Genomic DNA, 25,999 nt, shown 5'->3' with positions numbered 1-25,999 from the left:
TACGAATTACGAATTACGAATTTGAAGCTTACTTGCAGGCTGGTTACTTAATAACCGCTCTATAAGGAATTTCCCAATTCGTAATTCGTAATTCGTAATTCGTAATTTTCCTCAAAGGCCTGTATTCACCACACTCTTGTTTCGTGTAGCGCTGGTCGTTAGTTTGCCGAAGCGCCAGCTGACGGAGATGGTGTAGGAGTTACCGGGGAAGTAGGAGGTATATACGCGGCGGAAAGAGGGGTCGATTGTTTCGGATATCACCGGCCGTTGTTTGCGGAAGGGCTGGTCTGCGGCAAGACTGGTGGACAGTTTGCCATCGAGAAAATCTTTGCGTACGGTGCATCCGTAGCCGATGTTGGAGCCGCTGCTGCCTTGTACGCTGGGGCTGCCGGAATACCAGTAACCATAAGCATCTGCCCGGAAGCCATGCCCGATATTATAGTCGGTGTTGAGATAGGTGCTGCCCGAGAAGCCGCTGCTGCTGAGGGTGTTGCCATCGCTGAAATTGCTGTAGCCGCCACGCCCGTTGATGCTGACGTTCCATTTTGGGGTGAGCGCGAAGCGCATACTGGTGCTGACGCCTGTGCCGCTGGATTTGCCGATGTTGGCGTAGGTGGTGGAAGTGATACCTTTTTCCTTATCTACTTCCACGATGTTCTGGATAGAGTTGTTGGTGAAGGTATAGTCCAGCCCTGCGTTGAAGGTGACTTTCTCCATGATCTTATTGAAGTATATGCCGAAACTGTTGGCGTAGGACGGCTTCAGGTTGGGATTTCCGTAAAAGGTGTTGTAGGGGTCGTTGTCGTTTACATAGGGATTCATGGCAAAGACGTTGGGCCTTTCCAGGCGGCGGCTGTAGGAGAACGACAGGCTGGTCATCGGTTTCAGCTGCCAGGAAATATTAACGGTGGGAATAGCGCTGAGGTAGTTGGTGTTGATTTGGGTTTTGGAAGACACAAAATCTCCTGTCTGATAGGTCTGTTCCAGCCTGAAGCCTGGTTTGACGCTCAGTTGGGCGCCTATTTTAAACCGGTAGGTGAGATAAAATGCCAGCACATCCTGGCGGCTGTTAAAGATATTGTCGCGGATGGGGTTGGGGATCATATTCCCATCTTTATTACGTATTTCCTGTGTGGCGGAATTTTTATTATACTGGAAGGTCCCTTTAATACCCGTTTCCAGCAGCTGTTCATGTGGCAGGGGCAGGGTGTAATCGGCCTGGGCGGTGGTCACGCGGCTGGTAAAAAGGCTGTTGTTGCGGTAGAAACTGTCGGCGCCCGGGACGTAACGCTGACTGTTATTCGTGTATCCGTCTCCGTAACTGCTGACCAGGTTGGCAGCGATGGTCAGTTCATGGCCCTGCTGGCGGAATTTATGCTGGTAGTCCAGCCCGACGCCGACGCCATGGCCTTTGTTGTACGAGTCGCTGTTATTGGTGCCATACTGTACCTGTTTGCCGGTGCTGTCGTACCAGAGGCTGTTCTGGGGAGATCGCTGGACCATATTGTTGATGCTGCCGTTACCGAAGAGGGTGAGGCTGTTGGCCGTGTCGATGTCGTAGGTCATTTCCAGGCTGCCGTAGTATATCTGGTTGTTGCGTTCAAACTCAGAGTTTTGTGTGAGCACGCCTTTGTCGCCCGGGATAAAGCTTTCCCGGAGGATGCTGTTGCTGTTGCGGCTTTTGTCGCTGTTGGCGCCGGCGTATGCGGTAATGCCGACTTTCTTTTTGCGGGCGCTGATGGAGCCGCCGCCGCTCAACCTGCCGAGGGTATTGTAGTTGGTATAGAGGCTGCCGTTGTAGCCGATCACCTGTCGCTGGGTGATGATATTGATGATACCGCCGATGCCTTCTGCATCATATTTGGCGGAGGGTTCGGTGATGATTTCTATTTTTTTGATGATGCTGGCCGGGTAGGCTTTAAGGGCTTCTTTGGGATCGCGGGTGATGATGGAGGTGGCGCGGCCGTTCAGCAGCACTTTGTAGTTGGTCTGCCCTTTCAGTTTGATGGTGCCGTCCGCGTCTACGGTGAGCATCGGGATTTTGCGCATGATGTCGGAAGCGGAGCTGTTGTCTTTGTCGATGTCGTTTTCCACGTTGTAGATCAGTTTCTCGTCCTGCAGCTCCACCAGGGGCTTTTTACCGGTGACGGTGACTGCATTCAGCTGTTGCGTAGTGGTGGAGAGGCGGCGGGGGCTGAGGCGGTGGAAGGCGTTGGCGGCGTCCATCCGGAGGGTGTCCAGCAGCAGTGGTGTATAGCCCAGCATGGTGATGCCGATCTGGTAGGTGCCGTAAGCTACCCCGGTAAACCGGAAGTCACCCTTGTTGTCTGTGAGGGTATGGGCCACCGTTTTCCGGTCAGCAGCCTGCATCAGTACCACTGTAGCGTATTCCACGGGTTTCCCGGAAATACTGTCAATCACCTGGCCGGTGATGATGCCGTTTTGCTGGCGGGCCTGCAGGGTAACGGAAATGCATAACAGGAACAACAGCCATATGCCTTTTTGCGTCATGGATCAGGGTAGATTATTTTGAGGTATGGTCCCGGGGCCTCCTATGTGGTAAATGGCATAAGTTACAGTGGCATAGCTACATAGGTCGTTCCGGGTTGCTTACACAAGCTATAAAAAGTTACTGCTAACGCAGAGCGGTAGGGATAAGCGGTCAATAATTTCTCACAGGGAATTAAATTATAATTGCGCTTTTTACTATATTTATAATCAGTCCTTTAGTGGATAACGGATGGTCGTGTGACGGCTGTTTTCGCCCGGAGTGTGTATAAATAATTAGGAGAGATACCGGCTTCTCACTTAAATTACTTTTTCATTCGGGTAAAATTATATCTTTGACGCCTTAAAAAAACCTCGGAGTAAGTCGTGCGCTTAAAAACACTAGAAATTAAAGGCTTTAAAAGTTTTGCCGATAAAACCGTGCTGAACTTCGATGAAGGGATCACCGGTGTCATTGGACCCAACGGTTGCGGCAAAAGTAATATCATCGACTCCATCCGCTGGGTGATCGGGGAACACAAAATCAGCAACCTGCGTTCGGAGAACCAGTCAGGGCTGGTGTTCAACGGTTCCAAAACACGCTCCGCCAGTGGTATGGCAGAGGTGAGCCTTACCTTTGAAAATACCAAGAACGTACTTCCCACCGAATTTACTACGGTTACCATTACCCGCAAGTTCTACAAGAACGGCGACAGCGAGTACCGGCTCAACGATGTGGCCTGCCGCCTCAAGGATATCCATAACCTCTTCATGGACACCGGCGTCAGCACCGATTCCTACGCCATCATCGAGCTGGGCATGGTGGACGATATCATCAGGGACAAGGAAAACAGCCGTCGCCGCATGCTGGAACAGGCGGCAGGCATCTCCATCTATAAAACCCGTAAAAAAGAAGCCAAATCCAAACTGGAGGCCACGGAGGGGGACCTGAACCGTATCGAGGACCTGTTGTTTGAAATCAACAATAACCTGAAAACGCTGGAAGGCCAGGCCCGTAAAGCGGAACGCTTCTACGAGGTAAAAAAGGAATACCGCGAAATCAGCATTGAACTGGCGAAAGCCGCCCTGGAAGGATTTAACGTCACCTTCAGGGAACTGTCTGACAAACAACAGGAAGAAAGCGACCGTAAACTGCAACTGGAAACGGAAATTACCACTGCAGAGGCCGCTGTGGAAGAGGATAAACTGCATTTCGTCGCCAAGGAAAGGGAACTGCAAACCCTCCAGAAGTCGTTCAACGAACTGGTGGCGACCATCCGTACCAAAGAAAATGACAAGAATCTCGCCGCCCAGCAGCTGACCTATCTGCGGGAAAGAGAAAAAAATATCAATGACTTCCTGAACAATGCGGAAGGACAATTACAGGGACTGACCACCTCCATCGAGTTTACCGAGAAACAGGTAGTGGAGGAAGCGGAAGTCTTTGAATCCATGGAAGATGAACTGGAAACCCTCCGCGAAATGGTGGAGGAGAAAAAAGAACGCTTCCAGCAAAAGAAACTGGCCCTCGAAACCCTGCGTAACGACCAGCAGCGCTGGCAACGACAGCAGTTTGAGGCCGAAAAGAAAGTGGCGGTAGCGGATACCTCCGTGCAGAACCTGCAACGGGGCATTCAGCAGCTGCAGGAAGAGAAGAACAGCCGCCTGCAACAGATCACCCAGCTGGAAGCGGAGAAAGAAACGCTGCAACACACCATCGCCACCAGCAAAGCAGAGCTGGACGAGATGGTCCGTTTCCAGGAAGAGACGAAAGGCAAGATCCTGGCTACCCAGTCGGATATCGAAGGGCTGAGAGATCAGCTGGTGGATGAAAACCGTAAGCTGGATTCCAAAAAGAATGAATTTGACCTGCTTAAGTCGTTGGTAGACAGTCTCGAAGGTTATCCCGAGAGTATCAAGTTCCTGAAAAAGAACCCGGAATGGAACAACGAAGCGCCCATTCTGAGCGATATCTTCTTCTGTAAGGAGGAATACCGTACCTGCGTGGAAAACCTGCTGGAACCTTATCTCAACTACTATGTTGTCAATAACGTGGCAGAAGCGGTACAGGCCATCCGGTTGCTCGACACCCATAAAAAAGGCAAAGCCAATTTTTTTATCCTCGATCAGTTCCGCATACCGGCCAACGGGCTGCTGGCGCCGGCAGGCACCATTCCGGCCCTCGACGTGGTGGAAATTGACGAGAAATACAAAGGGCTCGGTTATCAGTTGCTGGGCAAAGTATTCATCGGGGAAGACATCACCCGCCTTGAATTCAGCCAGGTATCCGACGATGAAATATGCCTGGTAGAGAAATCCGGCCGTATGCACCGGGGTAAGTTCAATATCACCGGCGGCTCCGTGGGATTGTTTGAAGGTAAAAAACTGGGCCGGGCCAAAAACCTGGAAAAGCTGGAGGCAGAGATCAAAGAACTGGAAGCCACTGTAGGCGCGCTGCGTACCCAGATACAGGACAAACACAACCAGGTGCTGGGCTATAACAGCCAGCTCAATGAAAATAATATCAATACCGCCCGGGAAAAGATCAACCAGCTGAACAACCAGCTGTTTGGGCTCCAGAACAGGATCGAGAACTTCCATCACCTGATAGAAGGCGGCGACAAACGGCTGGAAGAGATGCAGCAGTCGCTCACGACCAACCAGGAGAGTATTTCCGGCGTCCGTGAAGAACTGGAAAACCTCAACGACCGGGTAGGGGAACTGCAGGACGCCATCACCGAGGCCGACAGGACCGCCCAGGAAGTGGAACAGCAGTTCAATATGGCCAATGTGCAGTTCAATAACCAGAACCTGCAACATACCCGTCAGCACAGTAAGGTGCAGGCGCTTAAACAGGAGCTGGAATTCAAACGCAAACAGCTGACAGACCTGCACGCACAGATCACCAGCAATAAAACCCAGCTGGAAGACGCAGTGGCCAACATTGCGGCGGCAGAAGAAAAACGCGGCGCCGCAGAAGAGGGATTGGTGGAGTTGTTCCGCCAGCGTGAAGAAGAGGAAAAAGCGCTCAACGAAAAAGACCAGGAATACTATAATTTCCGTAACCATCTCCAGGAACTGGAAACAACGCTGCGTACCAAACAGCGCGCCCGCGAGCAGCTGGAACAGCAGCTCAATGTGATCAAGGACAAAGTGAATGAGCTGAAGCTCCAACTGGCTTCCATGAAAGAACGCCTGAGCGTGGAGTTTAAAGTCAACCTGGACGAAATCATCGACGAGCAGCGCACTTCCGAGTTGCCGCTGGACGAGTTGCAGGGAAGCGCCGAGCGCCTCAAAAAACGCCTTGAAAACATGGGGGAGATCAACCCTACAGCGATCGAGGCGTACCAGGAAATGAAAAAACGATACGAGTTTATCCTGGAACAGAAAACCGATCTGGTAAACGCAAAAGATTCCCTGCTGGCCACCATCCAGGAGGTGGAAACGACGGCCAACCAGAAGTTCCTCGATACTTTCAATACTGTTAAAGAAAACTTTATCCGCGTATTTAAAGCCCTCTTTACCGAGGAAGACCAGTGTGACATGATCCTGAGCGATCCGGAGAACCTGGCCGATACCGGCATAGAAATCATTGCTAAACCCAAAGGCAAACGTCCGGCAGCCATTACCCAGCTTTCCGGTGGAGAAAAAACCCTTACGGCCACCGCCCTGCTGTTTGCCATCTACCTTATCAAACCCGCGCCATTCTGTATCCTGGATGAGGTAGACGCGCCGCTCGATGATGCCAATGTGGGCAAGTTCACCAACATGATCAGAAAATTCTCTGATAATTCCCAGTTTATTATTGTAACACATAATAAACAGACCATGGCTGCTGTTGACGTGATTTACGGGGTTACCATGCAGGAACCCGGCGTGAGCAAACTGGTTCCGGTGGACTTCAGAAGTTTAAACTGATGAAAGGTTTTTGTTGTTGTAAAAGGAGACTATTACTTTTATTCTCTATTTCTTTATTTTAAAAAAATAAAAAACATTACACACTATGGGCGCATGGGGCACCAGGAATTTTGAAAATGATGGATCACAAGACTGGATTTTTGACGTGATCGACAGCAAAGATGGTGGTTTGGTGACGGATACACTGGCACGTATCATCAACAACACCGAAACACTGGAAACCGCAGATTGCGAAGAAGGATTAGCCGCCGCTGAACTGGTGGCAGCGCTGATGGGAAAACCCAGCGAAGACTTTCCGGAAGACCCGCTGGAAAAACTGGATATTCTGAACCTGATCGCAACCAAAGGATTGAGGACCCAGGCTATCAATGCTGTAAACAAAATAACGGGCGCGTCAGAAATGAAAAATTACTGGGAAGAAGCCGGTCAACTTGAAGCCTGGGCAGCCGTACAGGCTTCCCTGATGAAGAGACTGGAAGTATAACCTGTAATAACCACCGGGACTGTCCCGGAGCAATTAAGACTGATCTGATCGCAGGAAAACGATGCTTAAGACAATTGGTTTTTTTAAGCAGGGATCGTGCTGCGTCTTATTCAGCCCAACAATGCAGTCTGTTTGATCAAACATTATACTAAGATATAAAAGGGAAGGCCCGTATGACGCTTCATACGGGCCTTCCCTTTTATATCTTATTATTTTGATATTTTGTTATTGGCTTTTATGGAAGTGCAAATCTGTAAACGATTAAACTTCCAAATGGTTTACAGCAGGATACCGGCAATCGTGGCCGACAGGTAGCTGGCCAGGGTGCCGCACAGCAGGGCTTTGAGGCCCAGCTTGGCCAGGTCTGTACGACGGCCGGGCGCCAGTTCACCGATACCGCCTATCTGCATGCCTACGCTGCTGAAGTTGGCAAACCCGGCGATGGCAATGGTAACGATGGTGATGGCTTTGACGGATTCTATCTTCACGCTGTGGCTGGTCATGCTTTTGAAAGCCACAAACTCATTGATGGTAAGTTTCTGTCCCAGGAGGGTAGCCACATTGTTGACATCCTGGTTGGGAACGCCCATGGCCCACGCCATGGGGGTGAACAGTTTACCGAAGATCCAGTCCAGGCTCAGGTCGAAGCTGAGGCCCACGAGGTGGCCGAGGTGAATCAGGCACCAGTCAATCAGCGCTATCAGGGCGATAAAGCCGATCAGCATGGCGATAACGTTCATGGCTATTTTAAAACCGTCGCCCGCACCATGGGAGATAGCGTCGATCACGTTGGTATAGTTGCTTTTTACCTCCATTTTTACGCGGCCCATGGTCACGCTTTCCTCCGTCTCCGGGAACACGATCTTGGAAATGACCAGCGCGCCGGGAGCGGCCATCAGGCTGGCGGTGATCAGGAAGGGCGCGATGTCCATACCGGCCTGGAAGCCCATATTGGCATATACGACGAGGATGCCGCCCGCGATACAGGCAAGACTGCCGCTCATAGAGGCCAGGATTTCGCTTTTGGTCATGGAGTTGAGGTAGGGACGGATCATTACCTGCGCTTCCACCTGGCCAACGAAGGCGCTGGCCACATTGCTGAGCGCTTCTGCGCCGCTCACCCGCATCACTACGTTCATGGCACGGGCAATCACCGCTACCACCCGCTGCATAATACCGAAATGGTACAATACCGCTACCAGTACACATACCAGGATGATAGTGGCCGTTACATTGAAAGCGAAGACAAATCCGCCGCTGGCATAATCGGCGAGCGTGCCCGTAGGGGGCTGGGCTACGCCGATGCCGCCATATACGAAAGCGGCGCCCTGACGCGCAAATCCTTCCAGTTTACCCATAGCACGGCCTACTTGCTGAAAAAACCAGGTGATAGGGGGAACTTTAAATACCAGCAGGGCAATCACTACCTGCAACGTAATACCACTCAGCACCAGCCGATAGTTGATCTTACTCCTGTTGTTGGAAAACAAAAAGGCAATGCCCAGAATTAGGACGATGCCTATTAAGCCCTGAAAGCGTTCCATAAATGCAAATAAATCGTAAAATGTATGCAATAAGGCGACGAAGATAAGTTATTTTGCGATTTCTGGTCACTTTGCGACGTATTTCAGCAGTGCATTTAAACAACTTCCGCCGGACGGCCACCAGCAGGCGCTGACGCCTTTCTGAGGCTGCCCTTCAGCCACCGGCGCAGCGGTTCGTCATACCAGCGCATTGCCACGTAACCGATACCCATCAGCACCAATGTGCCGGCTGTCACGATAAGGGTCAGCTGTCCCGCCCCCGGCTTGTATTTCGCATAGTAGTTGCCGAAAGGCCATATCAGGAAAATGTGGGTCATATATAAAGGATAAGACAGCCGGCCAATAAAGCGGCAGCATTGCAGCCACCAGCCCGTCGCTACAGCACCTGCACCCAGGGCAATCACCACCGGATAAACCACCGCCACAATGCCCCATTCCACCAGCCAGTTCAGCCGGAAATAAGGACACATAAAAGTAGCCAGCAACAGCAGCGACAACACCACAAACCCTGCCCGCGTACGCAGCACCCACTGAAAACGGTATACGCTCAGCCCCGCCAGGAAAGAGAAAGTCACCCGCGCAAACCCGTCGACAATACTGGCGTCAGCCCAGCCACCGATCAGCGTGCCGGCACGCCAGGCCGTTACCGCCAGCCAGCCCGCCGCCAGCACCGTCAGCAACAGCGTGACGCCCTTGTGCAGCCTGCTTAACACCCATGCATACACGATATTGATGATATATTCCATGAAAAGCGACCAGGTAGGGGAGTTGAAAGGAAACAAGGCGCCGCCCCTTCCCGGCAGCCAGGGGAACGGCAGCAGGAACAGGGAACAGATAAAGCCTGCCACAACAGGCCACACGCCCTGCGCATAGGGATCGCCGCCAAACGGATCGAAGAGGAAAGATAACAGCCCCAGCACAGACCCCAGCCATACCAGCGGATGCAACCGCAGCAACCGCCCCCGGAAAAAACCACGGTAACCGATGCCGGATAACCGCCCGTCATAAGCATAGCCAATCACAAAGCCCGACAGGCAGAAGAAAAAATCCACCGCCAGGAAGCCATGGCCCAACGGATTCTTGCTGTAATCGAACCATACCAGTTCCAGGAAGTGAAAGACCACAATGGTGATAGCCGCCGTGCCGCGCAGGCCGTCGAGTACCTCATAGTGCGGTTTGGCTGATGACGTGAAAATCATTTGGTTATTTGGTTATTTACGAATTTAGATATTTGATGAAGCTGGTTATTATATTGATTTCTCAATAGATGCCTTTATTTTCACATTTTTGGGTATACCACGCACAGCAACCATTCTCCTTCTTTAAGCCCCTTCACCTTTTCCAGTGTATCCGCATCTGTTACACGTACAGCAACCATTCTCCTCCTTTAAGGGCCATTCAGGCGAAACAAAATATTCAAATTTCTAAATAACCAAATTTCTAAATACCCAAATTCCCAAATGATTTCGCCCCTGATCAAAAAATAGTTGCAAAAATCAACAGGAGCTGTATTTTTATCGTTTGCAATCGAATTAAATACATGGGCCGTCTTCAATACCTGATCATTTCCACGATTTCCCTGGCATGGTTTGCCTGCGGACAGACACAACAACAAGACCATCTCAGCAAGCGCGAAAAAGACTCGCTGGCTATGCGAAAGCAGTATGCCCGGTCGCCCGTCCTGGACGGTAAAGCCGCCATCGGCGCCATGACGGTGGACAAAGGCCTGGAAGTGCAGCTGGTGGCAGCTGAACCGATGGTATTTGCGCCGGTAAGCACCGTGTTTGACGACCGTGGTCGCATGTGGGTGGTGGAGATGATGGGGTTTATGCCGGACACCAGCGGCACTGGTGAAGACCTGCCGGACGGCAAAATAGTGATACTCGAAGACACCACCGGCGACGGCGTGATGGACAAACGCACGGTGTTCCTCGATTCGCTGGTATTGCCCAGGGCGGTGTGCCTCGTGGAAAACGGCGTGCTGGTAGCTACGCCGCCGCAGTTGTGGTTCATCGAAAACAACAACGACAAGCCGGGTAAAAAAGTACTGGTGGACAGTATGTATGCGGCAGGCGGTAACGTGGAACATCAGCCCAACGGCCTTTTACGGGGGCTGGACAACTGGATATACAATGCGAAATCTGACCGCCGTTACCGCAAAGTGGGCGATAAATGGCTGAAAGAAGCCACCACCTTCCGCGGACAGTGGGGTATAACCCAGGATGACAAAGGACGGCTGTATTATAACAACAACTCCGAAAACCTGCTGGGCGATTATTTCCCGGCCGGACTGGGAGGCAAGAATCCGCACCAGCAGAATGCCGCGGGATATGATCAGAAAATCGTGAGGGATAACCATGTGTATCCTGCGCATCCCACGCCAGGCGTGAACAGGGGATATATGAAAGGCATACTGGACGACAGTCTGCGGCTGGTGGAGTTCACCGCCGCCTGCGGCCCGGTGATCTACCGGGGCAACCTGCTGCCTGCCGGATACGCTGGCAACGCTTTTGTGGCGGAACCGTCGGCCAACCTGATCAAGCGGAATGTGCTGCGTGACAGCGGCTTTATCGTCACCGGGCAACAGGCCTATAAAGGCAAAGAGTTCCTGGCCAGTACGGATGAACGTTTCCGGCCCACAGGGCTGTACAACGGTCCGGATGGCGCCCTGTACATCACGGATATGTACCGGGGCATCCTGCAGCATAAAACCTACCTCACCTCTTACCTGAAGAATGAAATAAAAATGCGGGAACTGACGCAGCCTCTCAGCTGCGGCCGTATTTACCGCATCGTGCCGGCAGGACAGCAGCCGAAGAAAACGCTGGTGCAGGAAGAGGCAGTTTTACAACTGTTAAACCATCCTAACGGAGCGCTGCGCGATAAAGCGCAACAATATATTATCGATCATCGCTTAACCGCGCTGGTACCGGAACTGCGGGCGGCACTGGCCGGCAACGCCACGCCGCTGTTGCAGGTGCATGCGCTCTGGACGCTGGAAGGCCTGCATCAGTTGACCTACGCCGATCTGGCCACGATACTGGAGCAGGGCAACGATGCCTATAAGGTACAGGCGCTGGCGGCGTTGCCTTCCGTGCTGGACGGCAAATCCGCCAAAGCGGCCGCCGCAAGGCTGGATACGCTGGCGGATAAACCGTTTTTTGCGCCTTATGTCGCTTATTTATTGCCTGCATTGAGCCGGACAGACAAAGCTGCTGCCGGCCGGCTGGAGAATAAACTGATGAAAGCGTATGCGCGTGACCGTTATACGTCGGCCGCATTGATCAATAATGCGGTCAACCGGGAAGCTGCGCTGCTGAAGCAACTGGAGGCCTTTAACCCGGATACTACGCTGGCGCTGAATAAACAGCTGCACGCCGTGCTGAAAAATATGGACAACACCGCCAACGCCCAAAAGATGGATGCACTGGCGGCTAAATATCCGAGGGGTTACAAAATATTTAACACCGTTTGTCAGACCTGTCATGGTAAAAACGGGAATGGTATTGCTTCCATGGCGCCGCCGCTGAATGAAAGCAACTGGGTGACGGGCGACAAGAGCAAGTTCGCCGCCATCGTGTTGTATGGCCTTACCGGTCCGGTGGAAGTGCACGGTAAACTGTATAAGGCGCCGGAGATCAACGGCGATATGCCAGGCATCGGCGTCAGTGATGAATTCAGTGACGGTGACATTGCGGAGCTGCTCACCTTTTTGCGGAGCGCATGGAATAACAAAGCCGGAAAAGTGACGGCAGACGATATCAAAAATGTCCGCAAACAATATAACGGCCGGCAAAAGCCGTTTACCGCCGCAGAATTAACCAAATAATGCGCTCATATCAATAAAAGGCCTATCTTTGTTGCTCATACCATTACTCGTGAGTAAGGCAACGAACATACAAACCTGCTGTAGCCAACACCGTATCTGTACGGGCGGGTTCCTGTTGCCTTTTTTATCCTGTCCCAAAGACTTCAACAATTAAGCCCGGGCAACTTATAGCATCGTAACAGTTGTACCCGGGGGGATGATACCTGTACGCTTGTATTGGTAGTATAATCCATTTAGCAATTTCCAAAACAATCTTATAAAATAAGTTTTATGAATCATCGGATAGCACGATGGGCAGTTTATCTTTTATGCCTGTTGCTGGATGTGAGCGTGGCTGCAAGCCTTTATCGCGGTTATTTAACAGGATGGATTTTATTACCGGTGGCCGTAGGTGTCACATTGCTGACATTGATCGACCGTTTCCAGGGCAAACACGCCCTGTTGCGCAACTATCCCCTGCTGGGGAGGCTGCGTTACCTGCTGGAGCACATCAGGCCGGAAATGCGTCAGTATTTCTTCGAGTCTGATACGGACGGACGGCCGTTCAGCCGTCGCCAGCGTGCGGTAGTGTACCAGCGCGCAAAAGACGTGAAACAGACCGTTGCTTTCGGCGCCCTGGCCGATATGTATGAACCGGGCTACGAATGGGCGTCGCATACCGCGTTTCCCACCAAAGTGAAACCGGAAGCCCTGCGGGTAACGATCGGCAACAAGCAATGCAGTCAGCCATATAACGCAAGTTTACTCAACATCAGCGCGATGAGTTACGGTGCGCTGAGTAAAACAGCCATCCTTTCCCTCAATGGTGGCGCAAAGGTGGGCGGGTTCGCCCACAACACCGGGGAGGGTGGTGTGAGTCCGTATCACCTGCAACACGGCGGTGACCTGATCTGGCAAATCGGCACCGGTTACTTCGGCTGCCGCGATGAGAACGGTAATTTCTCACCGGAAGTATACGCCGGGACCGTGGCGGAACCTTCTGTAAAGATGGTGGAACTGAAATTGAGCCAGGGCGCCAAGCCCGGTAAGGGCGGGGTACTCCCGGCAGCGAAGAATACGCCGGAAATCGCCGCTATCCGTAAGGTAAAACCGGGTGTCAGCGTATTATCGCCGGCAGCGCATACCGCTTTTGGCAACGAGTACGAGATGCTGACTTTCCTGCAGCAGCTGCGTACCCTCTCCGGCGGCAAACCGGTAGGCTTTAAGTTGTGCGTAGGCCGCAAGGACGAGTTTGAGCGTATCTGTATCGCCATGACCAACACCGGTATCTACCCCGACTTTATTACGGTAGATGGCGCAGAAGGCGGCACCGGTGCGGCTCCGCTGGAATTCACGGACAGTATCGGGATGCCTTTGTACGACGCACTGGCTTTTGTGGTGAACATGCTGAAGAAGTACGACCTGAAACAGCATATCAGAATTATGGCCAGCGGTAAGATCATCACCGGCTTCGACATCATGAAAGTGTTGGCATTGGGAGCAGACGCCTGCTACAGCGCCAGAGGCATGATGCTGGCACTGGGCTGCATACAGGCGCTTCAGTGCGACAGTGGCAGCTGCCCGGTGGGCGTGGCTACACAGGATCCCACCCTGTACCAGGGCGTGAATGTGACCGACAAAAAAGAACGGGTGGCCAACTTCCACCGTAACACCATATATGCACTGGCAGAACTGATGGGCGCCTGCGGTTTCGCTGCGCCTGAACAGGTAAACCCGGCAGCACTTTACAGAAGAGTAACGAGAACGGATATACGATCATATGAAGAAATCTATGCGCCGGACAACGGTCGTTCCGCAGGAGCGGCGCTGTTGCCGGGGCAGGCAGTCAATAATTGATTAAAACCTGTTTTCATGAAAAAGAAACAGATTATCGTGTCCCAACATGATTACGACATCCTGAAAACGCTTTGTTACCACGCTCCCGGCACAGCCAAACTGAAAGAGGAGCTGGACAGGGCGGTGATCCGTAAGACAAAAGTACCCGATGATGTGGTACAGGTCAATTCCACGCTGCAGTTCAGGGATGAACGCAGCGGCGCTGTACGGGAAGTGCAGTTGGTATTGCCTGCGGCCAGCAACATTCAACTGGGGAAACTCTCTATCCTTTCGCCGATAGGTACGGCCCTGCTGGGCTACAGCGCCGGCGACACCATCGACTGGGAGGTGCCTGCGGGCAAAACCCAGCTGCATATCCTGCGGGTGGTCAATGAAGGATAGTCTTTAAAGGCTATAATGTTAGCGATCAAATATGTATCAAAGCAAAAAAAGCCCCGGCGTCTGCCGGGGCTTCTTCATTTAGTCATTTAGATATTTAGTTATTTGGAGATTTTGTGATTGGGCTATTTGTGGTAGACCACGTGGTCGCCGTAGTTGATGTGGTATTTGTCGCAGAACCCACCGTTGACTTCGAGCACGTATTGTGCTTTTTTGAAGGAGGGGAGGCTTTGTTCTGACAAGGGCGTTGCATATTTCTGGATGGACACGATTTCCAGTTTATCATCCAGGTAGATGATATCGAGGGAGATGTAGGTGTTTTTCATCCAGAAAGAGCGCTCTTCCATGTCCGGGAAGATAAACAGCATGCCCTGGTCATCGGTCATGGATTTACGGTACATCAGCCCGTCTTCCCGCTGCTGATCGGTTTGTGCCAGCTGGATATCGATTTTACGGATGGTGTCCGCCTTGCTTTTGGACAGGAATGCGAGCGACGCGTCTTTTCTGAATTCGCTGCCGTTGGCGGTGACCGGGGCCGGAGATTCCGTGCCGGCGGTAGTGCCGGTACCGGTTTCTGTGGTGGCGGCGCTGTTGTTTTTGCCGGTATTGTTGTTACAGCCGGACACGTACAGGGCGGCTATCAACAGGTATTTGAACGGTAGCTGCATAAGGATGTTATTTAGTCACGAGCAGTTCCTCGTCAGAGAAAACCACGTCAGTATAATCTTTTATTTCATTGTACACGGTATCGCGTTCAACGGGCCTTCTGCCTGCCTGTTTGATCAGGTGGGCCAGCTGGGCGGTGTTCATGGAAGGATTCTGTTCCTCCGCGCCGGCCATGCTGTAGATCTTGGTGGTATCGTCGATGGTACCGTCCAGGTCATTTACCCCGAAGGAAAGCGTCAGCTGCGCGGTATTTCTTCCCAGCATCGGCCAGTAGGCTTTGATATGCGGGAAGTTGTCCATATACAAACGGGCCACTGCGTACAGCTTCAGGTCTTCCACGATGGAAGATTCCGGAATATCGGACATGTCGTTGCCTTTGTTCCTGAACTTCAGCGGGATGAAGGTATTGAAGCCGTGTGTTTCGTCCTGCAGCTGCCGTAAACGTTCCATATGGTCAATGCGGTGCTCGTAGGTTTCGATATGGCCGTACAGCATAGTGGCGTTGGTGACCATGCCGCGGTTGTGCGCCGCCCGGTGAATAGCGAGCCAGCCGTCCGCATCTACTTTGTCATGGCATATTTTGGCGCGTACGTCGGGATGGAAGATTTCCGCACCGCCGCCCGGCATGGATTGCAGGCCGGCTTCGTTGAGGATGCGCATCCCTTCGTCTACGCTTACTTTGGCTTTGCGGAACATATAGTCCAGCTCTACAGCCGTAAATCCTTTGATATGGAGATCTGGGCGATGCGCCTTGATTTTTTGGATCAGTTCCACGAAAAAGTCCAGCTGCATCTTGGGATGTACGCCGCCTACAATATGGACTTCCGTAACAGGCTGGCCGTCGTAGCTTTTCACGATATCCAGCATCTGGTCGATGCTCAGTTCCCAGCCCTCTTCGCGGTTTTTATACAACCGGGAGTAGGAGCAGAAGTGACAGGTGAAAACACATACGTTGGTAGGCTCAATATGAAAATTACGGTTGAAGTAAGTCTTATCGCCGTGCATACGTTCCCGCACATGGTTGGCCAGTGCGCCTAAGAAACCAACGTCGCCTTTCTCAAATAAAGTCAGCCCTTCTGCGGGCGTAATTCTTTCCTGGCGCAGGATTTTTTCTGCAATGTTCTTCAGGTCAGTATCCAGAGAAGGTTGCTGAAGAAGTGTCTGAACTGCCGGATAATCTTGTCTCATCGTCATCTTACTTTCATTAATTTAATGGTGTTGGCCCTGTTCCTGTAAATTAATTTTACAAAATAAACACCATTTGGCTCATTTACCAAATTAAAGGTCATCCGGTTGTTGGCGCCGATGGCGTTGCCTGGCTGGGAACGAACCAGCTGTCCGGCGGCGTTGTACAGGTTTACCTGCTGCAGGTCGGCCGGCCGCTCATAAAAGCTGATCCATACCAGTCCGTCAGTGGGGTTGGGATGTACCAGTACGCCGGCCTGGCGCAGCTCCGGGTTGATGTCTTTGGTGACGATCCGGATATTGTCTATATATATGTTATTCTCTGCATTTGAAATGTTCCGGAAGGCCACCTGGAACTTGTCTTTTCCCGCCAGGGCTGTCAGATCGACCGAATCCCGGCGCCATTCGTTATTGGAAGGGATGAACTCATCCAACACGGGGGTAGGCCGGGTAATAAGGTTTTTGCCCCATTTGGCGTAGGCTATGGCCGCAGTCTGGCGGCAGTCTTTGGTGACCAGCACCTGTAGCGTGTCCCAGACGTTGCCGGTCATATCGGGATTAGAGTACACGGCTGCGGCTACGTCGAAGAAAAGGAAAATGGAGTCATGCCCCTGCGGATCGATCACGGGGGTGAGCAGGTCGTCTGTCTGGTCGTTGACATTATAGCCTTTGTTGCGTACCAGTGCAGAAGCCTGGCTGTTATGCCCGACGTTGCGGTCGCGCTCCCAGGTGAAGCTGCGGTCGGGATTGTACAGGTCCCATCCCGGCGGCGGGAAGCTGTCCTGCTCAAAACCTTCTTCAAAGGGCAGCTGTACTTCCGCATCGAAGTGAAAGCGGCTGGTGGTGGTGTCGTTGGCCACATTGGCGTCCGGTTGGCCGTTGGGCGACTGCGTATAGGCCTGGAGGTTATAGACGCCTGTTGTTACCTGTGAAGCCGGCAGGGGAACGTTGGTGCTTTGCAGGCTGGACAGGTTGCCCTGCCAGTTGTAGTTCACGAGGGCGCCATTATTGAGGCGGTAGAGGATACGTACCGATGTAAGGGGGAGGGTACCTTTGTTGCGCAGGGTCACCTGCGGCAAAATACGGTTATCACAGCGTTTGCCGTCTGCGCCGGTGACGGCGGTGAGGGCGGCATCGTTTGCCGGCAGCACCACAGGGGTGCAGCCGTTGGACGACATCAGGGAGCTGACGGTATTTTCCAGCACATCGCGTATGCGGCCTGTCTGCCCGGCGGTGAAAAGGTGCATGCAGGCATCGTCGGTATAGTCCATATAGTTCATGAACATAATGCCCGGGAAATTAGGGCTGCAGTTGTCCGTCCGGGGAAAAGCGGGGCACCCGTAGGTGTTATCGCCCTGCGGGGGCGTATCGGAGATGCCATCGTCTGCGGCGCAGCCGCCGCTGTCGTCGGCCCAGATATGTCTCAGCCCAAAGTAATGGCCTATCTCGTGCGTGGTGGTGCGGCCCAGGTTATAGATGCGGCCTACGCTGCCGGTGGTGCCAAAAGCGGTGTAGAGCACTACCACGCCTTCCTGTTCCACCGGGTAGCCTACGCCGGGAGGGGCGGCCACGCCGAGGTAGTTGCCGGAAAGGCGGGTAACCCAGATATTGAGGTATTTGCGGGTATCCCAGGCGTCGGAGCCGCCGTATTGCGCGTATTTCGCGTCGGGGGCGCCGCCGCTGATATCGAAGCTGCGGCCTGCGGTGGTTTTAACGCGGACGATGCCTGTGGTGGGCTCGTCGCCAGGGGTACGCTGCGCCAGGCAGAAACTGATGCGGGCATTACCGGTGACCGGCTGCCATACAGACGGCACCTGGCTGATATCTGGGTTGGCGGCGTTATAGTCCTGGTTCAGCACCGCTATCTGTGACAGCACCTGGGCGTCGGTGACGAGGTCGGGGTTGTCCAGTACGATATGGACCACCACGGGGATAGTGACGTTTTGCGGCACGGCCTCGGTTTGCACCCGCATCATGCGGCGCTGCTGCCATAGCTGCATTTTCTTTTCATTGTTATCGATCACTTGTTGAAGAGAAGGATGTTGGAGCACGCGCTGCTGCAGGGCAACGGCGGTGCCGCATTTGCGCTGACCGGTGGCGGCCACGCTGTAAAGTAAGGTAAACAGGATAATAAAATAGTGGCGCAAAGATGGTTGTTATTAGAGATGAATCAGATGGTTTTTCGGGCTTTGATGATGGTGTAATATACGGAGCAGAACCGGAATTTTTCTACAGTGGGGGCGGCAGGACATAAAAAAGCCCTTCCGTCGAACGGAAGGGCCTCTTCATCACTCAGTTTCGTTTATATCATTACAGGTTGGCCTGTATTTTTTTCTCCAGAACAGCCTTAGGTACTGCACCTACCTGTTTGTCAACTACCTGGCCACCTTTGATGAAAAGGATAGCAGGAATGCTGGTGATACCGTAGTCGATAGAGATCTGCGGGTTCACGTCTACGTTCACTTTACCGATGTTTACTTTACCGGCATAGTCTTTAGACAGTTCCTCGATAACCGGACCGATAGCACGGCAGGGACCGCACCATTCTGCCCAAAAGTCAACTACAGTCAGTTTATCGGAATTCAGCACTTCCGTCTGAAAGTTCGCATCTGTGAATTCTAAAGCCATAAGATATTATAATTTAAAGGTGTTTATTAATGATTGTTTTTGATTGTTTACGGGTGTATTAGATCAAAACTTGAACCGAGTGCAAATTACTGCTTTTTTGACATCTTACTTATTGATTATCTCTATGTACACATCGAGGTCCGGTTGTTTTCGCAGGAAATGTGCCAACTCGTCATTCATCTCGATGTTTTTGTTGAAAGTATGCAGTTTCACCTGCATATTATCGTCTATGTCCACGAGCTGCATATGCAGGGTACTGCTGCCGGGGAAGCGGTTTACGTTCTCCACGAGGAAGTCTACCGTTTCCCGGTTCAGGTGTTTGGGGGAAGTGGCGAGAAACACCTGTTTGGTATGAGTTTTCTTCACTTCCTGCAGCAGCTGTATGCTGTTTACCTTGAACTCGTATTCGTTGTCATTAAAGCGCTTTGATTTAAACCCGCCGTTGATGAACAGGCAGAGGCCGGGCTTGAGGTAGGGAGCGAACCGGATGAAGTCTTCGCTCCACAAGGCAAATTCGAATTTACCGGAATAGTCTTCGATGGTCATAATACCGAACTGCCGGTTGTTGCGGGAAATTCTTTCCTGGGCGTTGGTCACATATACCGCCAGCCGGAAGTTGCGTTCGCGGGAGCGGCCGCCGCTGCTGCCGGGGGTGCTTATTTCTGACTGATACTCAACGAGTTCCTGCACCGTGTTCATATGATAGTGCTTCAGCTCAAAACGGTAGTCGTCCAGCGGGTGGCCGGAGATATAGATACCGGTGATGTCGCGTTCGTTGTTGAGTTTCATGATCAGCGGCCATGGGTCGCAGTTCGGGATTTTCGGCGGTTCCACGTCCGGCATTTCGGCGTCGCCGAAGAGGCTGCCGATATTGGAAGAGCCTGCGGATACCTGCTGACCGAATTTCACGATTCTGTCGAGGCCGTTCATGGGCTCGTTTTCGGGCTTGTGGAAATATTGCGCCCGGTGGAATTCGGGGAAGCAGTCGAAAGCGCCGGACATGATCAGGGCCTCGAGTGATTTTTTATTAACAGCGCGCTGGTTCACGCGTTTGATAAAGTCGAACACATTTTTGAAGGGGCCGTCTTTTTTCCTTTCTTCCAGGAGGTTTTCCACGGCAGCTTCGCCCACGCCTTTCAGGCCGCCCAGGCCGAAACGGATATGGCCTTGTTTGTTCACCGCGAAACCTTTCAGGGATTCGTTCACATCCGGCGGTAATACGTCGATGCCCATGCGTTTACATTCTTCCATGAAGAAGGTGATCTTCTCGATGTTGCTGGCGCAGTTCAGTACAGACGCCATGTATTCGGAAGGGTAGTGGGCTTTCAGGTAGGCTGTCTGGTAGGCCACAAAGGCGTAGCAGGTAGCGTGCGATTTGTTGAACGCGTAGGAGGCGAAGGCTTCCCAGTCGGTCCATACTTTTTCGCATACTTTCAGGTCGTATCCGTGAGTGGCGCAACCTTCCATGAACTGGGCCTTCATCTTGTTCAGTACGGCGATTTGTTTTTTACCCATCGCTTTACGGAGAATGTCGGCGTCGCCGCGGGAGAAGTTGGCCAGTTTCTGACTGAGCAACATTACCTGTTCCTGGTATACGCAGATACCGTAGGTTTCCGCCAGGTGTTCCTCCATGTCCGGGAGGTCGAAGGTTACCGGCTCCAGTCCGTGTTTACGGCGGATGAAGGACGGGATATACTCGAGCGGGCCCGGGCGGTACAAGGCGTTCATTGCGATGAGGTCATCGAAACGGTCCGGTTTCAGTTCACGGAGATATTTCTGCATGCCGGGCGACTCGAACTGGAACGTGGCGTTGGTTTCGCCTTTCTGGTACAGTTCGTATGTTTTGGCGTCGTCCAGCGGGATGTTGTCGATTTCAATTTCCACGCCGTGGTTCATACGGATCAGTTCCAGTGCGCCTTTGATGATGGTCAGGGTTTTCAGCCCCAGAAAGTCCATCTTGATAACGCCGGCAGATTCGATGATGCTGCCCTCGAACTGGGTTACGAGGAGGTCTGAGTCTTTGGCGGTGGATACCGGAATGAGGTCGTACAGGTCCTGCGGGGCGATGATGATACCTGCCGCGTGGATACCGGTGTTACGTACAGACCCTTCCAGTACGCAGGCTTCGCGGAGCACTTCGCCCTGGAGGTCATCGCCTTTGATCAGTTCGCGCAGGCGTTTTACGTTTTCGATATCTTCCCCGGCGAGGCCTTCCTTGTCGGCCAGGCTTTTTTCGCCTTCCAGCGGCGCGTTGAAGATACGGTCCAGCTGAATGCCGGGTTTTTCCGGTACCAGTTTGGCCAGTGAGTTGGATTCCACGAGCGGGAGGTCCATTACACGGGCTACGTCCTTGATACTCATTTTGGCGGCCATGGTACCGTAGGTAATGATCTGCGCTACCTGGTTGCGGCCATATTTCTGTACTACGTAGTCGATTACTTTCTGACGGCCTTCATCGTCGAAGTCCGTATCAATATCGGGCATGCTCTTACGGTCCGGGTTAAGGAAACGTTCGAACAGCAGGTTGTATTTGATGGGGTCGATATTGGTGATGCCGATGCAGTAGGCCACGGCAGAGCCGGCGGCGGAACCACGGCCGGGGCCGATGAATACGCCCAGGTCACGCCCAGCTTTGATGAAGTCCGATACGATGAGGAAGTAACCGGCAAAACCCATGTTTTCGATTACCTGCAGCTCAAAGTTGATACGTTCTTCAATGTCGGCGGTCATTTCCCGGTACCGGGTGCGGGCGCCCTCGTAGGTGAGGTGCCGTAGGTACTGGTCCTGCGTAAGGAATTCTTTCGGGATGGGAAAGTTGGGCAGCAGGATGTCGCGCTTCAGGTCCAGCAGCTGTACTTTGTCCACGATCTCGTTGGTGTTGTCTATCGCCTGCGGGAGGTCATGGAACAGCGCGGTCATTTCCTCCGTGGTCTTGAAATAGAACTGATCGTTATAGAAAGCGAAGCGGGTGTTTTTAGGCGCCGCTTCATCATCGGAAAATTCTTTATTGGTAGGCGTGCTTTTTTTCTCGCCGGTGTTGATACAGAGCAGGATGTCGTGTGCGTTGGCATCGGCCTGGTCCACATAGTGGGAGTCGTTGGAGGCGATGATTTTTACGTTGTACTTGGCAGCGTATTTCAGCAGCACGTGGTTGACCTGGTCCTGCTCGGGGATGCCATGGCGCTGCATCTCCACGTAGAAGTCGTCCCCGAAAATATCGAGCCACCATTTAAATTCCTTTTCACCTTCCTCTTCTCCCTTGCGCAGGATGGTCTTGGGCACAGAGGCGCCAAGGCAGCAGGTGGTGGCGATCAGGCCTTTGTGGTATTGTAATATCAGCTCTTTGTCGATACGCGGGTATTTGCCGTAGAGCCCCTCCATATAGCCGAGGGAGCAGAGTTTGATCAGGTTACGGTAACCTTCGTCATCTTTGGCCAGCAACACCTGGTGATAACGGATATCCTTTTCTTCGCGTGTAAAAGCACGTTTGTGGCGGTTTTCCACGAGGTAGAACTCACAGCCAACGATGGGTTTTACTTTGAGTCTTTTATCCTTGGGATCACCGGGGTTCAGTTTATTATTATATGCTTCTGCCACGAACTGAAAGGCACCAAACATATTTCCATGGTCGGTGATGGCCAGTGCCGGCTGATTGGAGGCCATGGCTTTTTTGTACAGTGATTTGATATCGGCTGCACCATCCAGTAATGAAAATTGCGTGTGTACGTGTAAGTGGGAAAAGATCATCTCTAAGCTGTTTCGTCAGGCGTCAAAAGTACGACAGAAATTACGAATTACGAATTACGAATTGAGGGTTGTTTTTTGGAGCAGTTAATAACGAACCGGTTTATAAAACAGCTACCAATTCGTAATTCGTAATTCGTAATTCGTAATTTCTGTAGTATTTTAGCGCAAAATTTTTTTAACCAGACACTATGATGCGTATAAAGGGACATTTATGGATGAAATTATCGGTTTGTGCAATGGCATTGGGTTCCTGTTCTACCATCAAAAAAAGTACCGCAAAGCGTGATCATACGCCAACGGTGTCTGAGTCCCGCCGCATTACTTTCATTGATCATATCAATACACCGTCGCGCGGGCACAGTAGTTCCGGCGGCACCAAGAGCGTGAGCATCGGTAAAAACATTACCTATGCCAGCGCCAACCTGGAGAACGCGCAGAGCTGGCAGTTCAAGTATGCCCAGCTGCTGGATGTGCCGGTAGAAAATGTGTTGAATTTCGACCTGTATAATTTTATAGAAGAATGGTGGGGCACGCCTTACCGTTTGGGTGGTAAAACCCGCGAGGGCATTGATTGTTCCGGTTTCGTGAACACACTGGTGAGTTCCGTGTTCCAGTTTGCGCTGACCGGCAATTCAGCAGAATTATACAGCAAGGTAAGGCAGCACCTGAAAGGCCGTGACCTGCGAGAAGGCGACCTGGTGTTCTTCAAAATCCATCACAAACGTATCTCCCACGTAGGTATCTACCTCGATAACGATAAATTTGTACACGCTTCCACCAGCAACGGCGTTATGATCAGCGATCTGAACGAGCCTTACTGGAAGCGGTATTTCGTTGGCGGCGGCCGCCTCTAGTAGCGGAGTCCTATCTTTCCTTTGATAATTTCCCAGGCGTTGTTGACATCTTCCGACAACCGCGTGCCGATCACGGCGGCGCCGAACAGTCCCATGAAAAGGACGGAACGCACGATGGTGTCTGCATACATGTTAAACATAAATGGCAGCAGTTGCACCAGCAATACGCCGCCTACACCCAGCAGCAGCGCGTACAGCGTTTTGAGGCTTAGGGGTTGCATGCCGAAACGGATCCAGATGAAGAGGTAACGTGCGAGATTGAAGATCCCCACGGTGATGAGGTCTGCATAAGCCGCGCCGATAGTGCCGATACGCCTTTGCAGGTATATATTGAAAAAGAAAGAGATAAACACCACCACGATGGAGCTGACAAAATCAAAGCGCCAGTAGTTGGATGTCTGGATAATCTGGTTGTTGATGCCTGTTACCAGGTCGATCATTTTGGCGAGGCCCAGGAGGAAGATGATTTTGACGATCAGGTCCCAGCCCGGACCGAGGTACAGCACGAGGTTGTGGACCGACAGCCAGATGGCCCCGAAGATGCCGATGCCGGCGATAGACAGGGTGATAGAGCTTTTGGTGTATAGTTCCTGTATTTTGGCCATGTCCCTGTTTTTCCAGGCGGTGGCGAGGATAGGCGTGGTGATGGCGTACATGCTGCGTTGCGGCACTTCCATGAAGCTGATCACAAACGTAGCGTAGGAAAAGAGCCCCGCATGTTCAAGGCCGCTGATACTGGAGATAATGAGGATATCGTTGGTTTTCCGCAGCAGGGTGAACACGTTGGAAGAAAACACGTAACTGCTGAAGATGAACATACGTTTGCCCAGCCGGCGGGTAACGTTGCTGATGCCGCCGCTGCTGAGTTTCAGCTGGCCGGTGCGCCACAGGATCACCAGCAGCGCGATGGCGGCGACGGCATAAGGCAGGCTGAATACATTAATATACTGGGTGAAGCTGATATGGGCAAAGGCAAACACCAGCAGCATTACGGTGGAAATGATGCGGATACCTCCTTCTTTCAGGAAATTGGAGGCGATTGTTTTGTGCAGGCCCCAGGCAAAACCTTCCAGCATATTATACGCCAGTATGAAAAAGGTGAGCGGGTAGATGGCGTAGAAGTAGGTGATAAAAAGCGAGGAGTTGCCGCTGAATTTACGGATGATGAGCCCTTTGAAGATAACTGTAAACAGGATGAACAGCACGTAACCGATCAGCGAAACGATCAGCGTGAGTTTGGGGAGATCGTTTTTTTCCGGCTTCAGGTAATCGTGATAAAACGGAAAAAATTTGTTGATCACCGGTACCGCGCCGAGAGAAGCTACCGTGGCCAGGAGCGTGCTGACATCGATCAATACGCGGGTAAGGCCGATTTCCTCGCGGGAGAAAATCTTTGGCATCAGCATGATCAGGTTGACCGCGCCGAAGGCGAACCCTATATAGATAAAGATAGATGAATAAAAGCTCTGTTTTCGGATGATCCCCATTGCCTGTTTTATGAAGCGCAAATATAGAAAGAATCTTTCAGGGAGGTTGTTCTTATCAGTAATTGTGTATTAATGCACAACAAACAGTAAATTTTTTTCATAGTTTTTGCATTCTGCGATTTATGAGCTTATTTTGTTGTGATAACAAGCTGGAACAGTTAAGCGCATTGTATCGTTTTATAAATCTGAATTACGCATGATAAATTTCCTTATCAGGAATTACATGTATTTAGCCAACCGCAAAATGCCTGTAAAACCATATCCGCTGTCTTTCTGGGAAGCCAAAAAAGCTTCTCTGCGGCGCTTTTCCGGCAAGGAGAATATCCTGAGCCCTTCTTACCGCTGGTTGAAAACACCTGGAGCAGCTATACCGGTGCAGGAGCTGAAAGGACTTTATGACGGTGTTACGCTGGGAAGCTGGACGATGGACGCCGATTCTATGGCGCTGTTGTGGAGCCGGCTGGTAAAAGAACGTCCGAAAGTAATCGTGGAATGTGGTTGTGGCGTGAGCACGATCATGTTTGGCAAATATTTTTCATTGTATCGTCCCGACGGCATTTTGCTGTCGCTGGAGCAGGACCCAAAAGAGAAGCTGCGCCTGGAAGGCCGGTTGAAGGACCTGGGGCTGGAAAAGGGCGTGCATATTTACCATCTGCCGGTAGCAGGCCCTGACGAAGGGTACGATTTCGCGCAGTTCGGCGGCCTGGCAACATTGCCTTTTATGGAGCCGTTTGACTGGCTGATCATTGATGGCCCGGCAGGCGGCGATAACAGCCGGTACAACACTGTCCCTGCTTTGCAGTCCATGGCCAAACCGGGCGCTACCTGGTTCCTGGACGATGCGCTGCGGGATGCGGAGTTAAATATACTCGAACGCTGGAGCCATCTGCCCGGCGTGGTAGTAACGGGTGTTTACCCCGTAGGCAAGGGATTTGCCGAAGGATCCTATAAATAGC

Annotated in this window: 16 protein-coding genes; 7 read left to right on the top strand and 9 right to left on the bottom strand. The window is 52.0% G+C overall.

Annotated elements, in window-relative coordinates; all coding sequences use genetic code 11:
- Positions 1-111 precede the first annotated feature (111 nt).
- Positions 112-2,511, bottom strand: coding sequence for an outer membrane beta-barrel family protein (locus HF324_RS22275; RefSeq protein ID WP_168860865.1), 2,400 nt, complete (start codon positions 2,509-2,511; stop codon positions 112-114).
- Between the two features lie 363 nt (positions 2,512-2,874).
- On the opposite strand from HF324_RS22275, the gene smc reads away from it, so the two are divergent.
- Complete coding sequence (gene smc, locus HF324_RS22270; RefSeq protein WP_168804599.1) at positions 2,875-6,405, top strand: chromosome segregation protein SMC; 3,531 nt, start codon at positions 2,875-2,877, stop codon at positions 6,403-6,405.
- 85 nt (positions 6,406-6,490) lie between these two features.
- Positions 6,491-6,889, top strand: a complete 399-nt coding sequence (locus HF324_RS22265; protein WP_168804598.1) for a DUF4259 domain-containing protein — start codon at positions 6,491-6,493, stop codon at positions 6,887-6,889.
- A 278-nt stretch (positions 6,890-7,167) separates the two neighbouring features.
- Here the strand turns inward: HF324_RS22265 and HF324_RS22260 are convergent, their stop codons facing one another.
- Positions 7,168-8,433, bottom strand: coding sequence for a NupC/NupG family nucleoside CNT transporter (locus HF324_RS22260; protein WP_168804597.1), 1,266 nt, complete (start codon positions 8,431-8,433; stop codon positions 7,168-7,170).
- Between the two features lie 95 nt (positions 8,434-8,528).
- Positions 8,529-9,632 (bottom strand): acyltransferase family protein, encoded by a 1,104-nt coding sequence (locus HF324_RS22255; RefSeq protein WP_168804596.1) that lies wholly within the window; start codon positions 9,630-9,632, stop codon positions 8,529-8,531.
- Between the two features lie 341 nt (positions 9,633-9,973).
- On the opposite strand from HF324_RS22255, the gene HF324_RS22250 reads away from it, so the two are divergent.
- The 3 genes from HF324_RS22250 to HF324_RS22240 all read left to right on the top strand — a co-directional run bounded on the left by HF324_RS22250 (position 9,974) and on the right by HF324_RS22240 (position 14,479).
- Complete coding sequence (locus tag HF324_RS22250; protein WP_168804595.1) at positions 9,974-12,262, top strand: DUF7133 domain-containing protein; 2,289 nt, start codon at positions 9,974-9,976, stop codon at positions 12,260-12,262.
- A 270-nt stretch (positions 12,263-12,532) separates the two neighbouring features.
- Positions 12,533-14,098 carry an FMN-binding glutamate synthase family protein gene (locus tag HF324_RS22245; protein WP_168804594.1) on the top strand — a complete coding sequence of 522 codons (1,566 nt, stop codon included), beginning with the start codon at positions 12,533-12,535 and terminating at the stop codon, positions 14,096-14,098.
- Positions 14,099-14,113: 15 nt separating this feature from the next.
- Entirely contained in the window at positions 14,114-14,479 is a 366-nt protein-coding gene (locus HF324_RS22240; RefSeq protein WP_168804593.1) for a GreA/GreB family elongation factor, read from the top strand.
- Between the two features lie 122 nt (positions 14,480-14,601).
- Here the strand turns inward: HF324_RS22240 and HF324_RS22235 are convergent, their stop codons facing one another.
- The 5 genes from HF324_RS22235 to dnaE form a co-directional block, all read right to left on the bottom strand.
- Positions 14,602-15,144, bottom strand: a complete 543-nt coding sequence (locus tag HF324_RS22235) for a DUF192 domain-containing protein (RefSeq protein WP_168804592.1) — start codon at positions 15,142-15,144, stop codon at positions 14,602-14,604.
- 7 nt (positions 15,145-15,151) lie between these two features.
- Positions 15,152-16,336, bottom strand: a complete 1,185-nt coding sequence (mqnE, locus tag HF324_RS22230; protein WP_168860864.1) for an aminofutalosine synthase MqnE — start codon at positions 16,334-16,336, stop codon at positions 15,152-15,154.
- The gene (locus tag HF324_RS22225) at positions 16,333-18,474 is read right to left on the bottom strand and encodes a M43 family zinc metalloprotease (RefSeq protein ID WP_168804590.1); all 2,142 of its coding nucleotides are present in this window, start codon (positions 18,472-18,474) and stop codon (positions 16,333-16,335) included. Before HF324_RS22225 ends, mqnE begins: the two co-directional genes overlap by 4 nt.
- Before the next feature lie 163 nt (positions 18,475-18,637).
- Positions 18,638-18,955, bottom strand: coding sequence for a thioredoxin (gene trxA, locus HF324_RS22220; protein WP_168804589.1), 318 nt, complete (start codon positions 18,953-18,955; stop codon positions 18,638-18,640).
- 105 nt (positions 18,956-19,060) lie between these two features.
- The gene (dnaE, locus tag HF324_RS22215; RefSeq protein WP_168860863.1) at positions 19,061-22,702 is read right to left on the bottom strand and encodes a DNA polymerase III subunit alpha; all 3,642 of its coding nucleotides are present in this window, start codon (positions 22,700-22,702) and stop codon (positions 19,061-19,063) included.
- 188 nt (positions 22,703-22,890) lie between these two features.
- Here dnaE and HF324_RS22210 point away from each other — a divergent pair, with 188 nt between their 5' ends.
- A complete protein-coding gene (locus tag HF324_RS22210) occupies positions 22,891-23,556 on the top strand; it encodes a C40 family peptidase (protein WP_168860862.1) in 666 nt (221 codons plus the stop codon).
- Here HF324_RS22210 and HF324_RS22205 read toward each other — a convergent pair.
- Complete coding sequence (locus tag HF324_RS22205) at positions 23,553-25,043, bottom strand: lipopolysaccharide biosynthesis protein (protein ID WP_168860861.1); 1,491 nt, start codon at positions 25,041-25,043, stop codon at positions 23,553-23,555. The genes HF324_RS22210 and HF324_RS22205 overlap by 4 nt on opposite strands.
- A 196-nt stretch (positions 25,044-25,239) precedes the next feature.
- On the opposite strand from HF324_RS22205, the gene HF324_RS22200 reads away from it, so the two are divergent.
- Positions 25,240-25,998, top strand: coding sequence for a class I SAM-dependent methyltransferase (locus tag HF324_RS22200; RefSeq protein WP_168860860.1), 759 nt, complete (start codon positions 25,240-25,242; stop codon positions 25,996-25,998).
- Position 25,999: the final 1 nt, after the last annotated feature.

The organism is Chitinophaga oryzae, assembly GCF_012516375.2.
Lineage (GTDB): Bacteria > Bacteroidota > Bacteroidia > Chitinophagales > Chitinophagaceae > Chitinophaga > Chitinophaga oryzae.
Note: the sequence above shows the minus strand (reverse complement) of the source record. Positions and strands in the feature narration are given on the sequence as shown.